Here is a 2,836-nt window from a genome sequence, read left to right on the forward strand (position 1 = left end):
GGCGCGAACCCGCTTCGGGGCCAGCTCCCGGGCCCGGGCCTGCCCGGCATGCCGCCGGCAGCCAGGCGCGCGGCCCGGCGCCGTCCGTTCGTCCAGCTGGAAGCCGCGCTGCTGCGCGGCGGCCCGGGCCGTGAACAGCCGGGCCGCGGCCGATCGTCGGACCGCGTCGAGGTCCGGGCTGTCACCGGGTACGGGCAGCGGCCGCACCTCCCACAGCAGCTCCCCGGCGAGGCCGAGCGGTTCCCGGCTGGTCGCCAGCACGGTCACCTCCGGCGCCTCCCGCAGCAGCCGCGCGACCAGGGCGGCAGCCGGTTCGACGACGTGCTCGCAGTTGTCCAGCACCAGCAGCGTCCGCCGGTGTCGCAGCGCCGCCACCAGGTGATCGTCGGCGGTGACGCTGGCGCCCGCGACCTCGCGGACGTCGAGCGCGGCCAGCACCAGGTCCGCGACGGCGGTCTCGCCGGGGCGCAGCGCGGTCAGCTCGACCAGGTGCACGCCGTCGGGGAACGCCTGTTCCCGGGCGACCTCGGTGGCCAGCCGGGTCTTGCCGACGCCACCCGGCCCGACCAGCGTGACGAGCCGCCGTCGCGGCACGAGGGCGCGCAGCTCGGTGAGCGCCTCGGCGCGACCGACCAGCTCGTCGAGCCGGGCGGGCATGCTGTTGCGGATCCGCGCCGCGGCCGGCGGCGGGCTCAACGCCGTGTCCTGCTCCAGGATCCGCCGGTGCAGCGCGACCAGGTCCGGACCGGGGTCGAGGCCCAGCTCCTCGGCGAGGCGCCGCCGCAGGTCGGCGTAGCTGTCCAGCGCCTCGGACTGGCGGCCGGTCGCGTACAGGGCCCGCATCTGGAGTGCCCGCAGGCCCTCACGCAGCGGATGCCGGTCGACCAGCTCGGCCAGGTCGGCGGCGACCAGGGCGTGCTCGCCCCGGGCCAGCCGGGCCGCGGCCAGCTTCTCGACGACCAGCAACCGGGCCTCGTCGAGCCGGACGACCTCCGCGCGGACCCACTCCTCGTCCGCGACGTCCGCGTACGGGTCGCCCCGCCACAGCCCCAGCGCCTCGGTGAGGCTGTCCACGTCGTCCTCGGCCGCCAGCTGGACGAACCGCTCGGCGTCCACCGCGTCGGTCCGCAGCACGTACCCGGGTGCCCGCGACTCGATCAGCTTCCGGGCGCCGGGTTCGACGTCGTCGAGGGCCTTGCGCAGCTGGGACACGCGGACCTGCAACGCGCCGGCGGCGTTCGCCGGTGGTGCGTCACCCCACAGGTCGTCGATCAGCCGGCCGGTCGAGACGACCCGGTTGCGGTGCACGAGCAGGTCGGCCAGCAGCGCCCGGACCTTGACCCCGGGCACCGTCACCGGTACGCCCGCGTCGGTGACGACGGCGAGCGGTCCGAGGACGCCGAAACGCATGCCGGCCACCCTACCTGCGGTAAGCGGGTCGTAAGCGGCCCGGCGCAGGGTGGCGTCATGGCATACGCACCGGTGAACGACCTGACCGTCTACTACGAGTCGCACGGCGCCGGGCCGGGCCGGCCGCTCGTGCTCCTGCACGGCGCCCTCTCCGGCATCGGCACCTCGTTCGGCACGATCCTGCCGCTGCTGGCGAGGAACCGTCGGGTGATCGCGGTCGAGTTCCAGGCCCACGGGCGCACACCGGACGCGGACCGGCCGCTGACGGTGGACGGCTTCGCCGCCGACGTCGTCGCCCTCCTCGACCACCTGGGTGTCGCCGTCGCCGACGTGTACGGCTGGAGCATGGGCGCGGCGGTGGGTCTGCGGCTCGGCACCGACCACGCGCACCGCGTCGGCCGTCTGGTGCTGGCCTCGGTCAGCTTCGACGGGTCCGGGATACACCCCGGTGTGCTGGACGGCATCCAGCACCTGCGACCGGAGCACCTGCACGGCTCCGAGTTCCACGAGGAGTACGTACGCACCGCCCCCGAGCCGGCGGCGTGGCCCACCCTCGTACGCAAGGTGAAGGAGCTGGACGCGGACCCGCCGCGCTGGTCGCGGTCGGCGATCCGGGCGATGACCGCGCCGACGCTGCTCGTCCTGGCCGACTCGGACATCGTCCGGCCGGAACACGCGGTCGAGATGTTCCGCCTGCTGGGCGGCGGGGTGGTCGGCGACCTGACCGGCCTGCCGGCCTCCCGGCTGGCCGTCCTGCCGGGCACCACCCACGTGACCGTGCCGCAGCGCGCGGAGTTGCTGGCCCCGATGATCGACGAGTTCCTCGACGCGTAGCAGGTTCCGGACCGGGCGCCCTAGTCGTCGCCCTCGTCGTCCTCGTCGTCCTCGTCGTCCTCGTCGTCGTCCTGCTTCTTCTTCTCGTCCTTGCCCTTCGTCTCGTCGCCGCCGTCCCGCCGCGAGTTGTCCGGCGCGGGATCCGGCCGGGTGGTCGCGCCCTGCACGGAGAGGACGGCCCGGCACGCGGTCTCGTTGAGCTGGAACCGGTCCGGTAGGGCGTTCACCCCCCGGTACGTCGCGCGCATCCCGGCAGTGAGGGTCCGTCCCGGCGGCAGGTTGCCGATCCGCGCGGAGACGGTACGACCGTCCTGGCGCCAGGTCCCGGGCGAGCCGGCGACCAGCCGCTGGTCACCGGGCAGGGTGAAGGTCAGCCGCCCGGCCGGGACCGGGACGGTGCCGGTGTTGGCGACGCTGAGGGTGGTCGACAACCGGCCGTCGACGGCCGGACCGACGGTGTAGCGGACGGTGCACTCCGGCGCGCGCTCCCCCAGCCCGGTGACCGCGGCCGGGCAGCCGGGCGACCGAGAACCACGGGTCCATGCTCGCCTCGTACGAGCCGTAGCCGTAGATCACGCAGGGCGCGGAGCCG

3 protein-coding genes are annotated in these 2,836 nt (G+C 75.1%); 1 reads left to right on the forward strand and 2 read right to left on the reverse strand.

Going from position 1 to position 2,836, the window contains the following annotated elements; genetic code table 11:
* Positions 1-1,410, reverse strand: a 1,410-nt coding sequence (locus AB0I76_RS26830) for a BTAD domain-containing putative transcriptional regulator (protein WP_357040987.1), incomplete at its 3' end; no start/stop codon positions are given.
* Between the two features lie 57 nt (positions 1,411-1,467).
* Between AB0I76_RS26830 and AB0I76_RS26835 the strand changes: the two genes are divergently transcribed.
* Complete coding sequence (locus AB0I76_RS26835; RefSeq protein ID WP_357040991.1) at positions 1,468-2,244, forward strand: alpha/beta fold hydrolase; 777 nt, start codon at positions 1,468-1,470, stop codon at positions 2,242-2,244.
* A 20-nt stretch (positions 2,245-2,264) separates the two neighbouring features.
* On the opposite strand, the gene AB0I76_RS26840 is transcribed toward AB0I76_RS26835, so the two are convergent.
* Positions 2,265-2,738: a cellulose binding domain-containing protein gene (locus AB0I76_RS26840; protein ID WP_357040994.1), complete on the reverse strand. Its 474-nt coding sequence runs from the start codon at positions 2,736-2,738 to the stop codon at positions 2,265-2,267.
* Between the last annotated feature and the right edge of the window lie 98 nt (positions 2,739-2,836).

This window comes from Micromonospora sp. NPDC049799 (assembly GCF_040656655.1).
Classification (GTDB): Bacteria; Actinomycetota; Actinomycetes; order Mycobacteriales; family Micromonosporaceae; genus Micromonospora.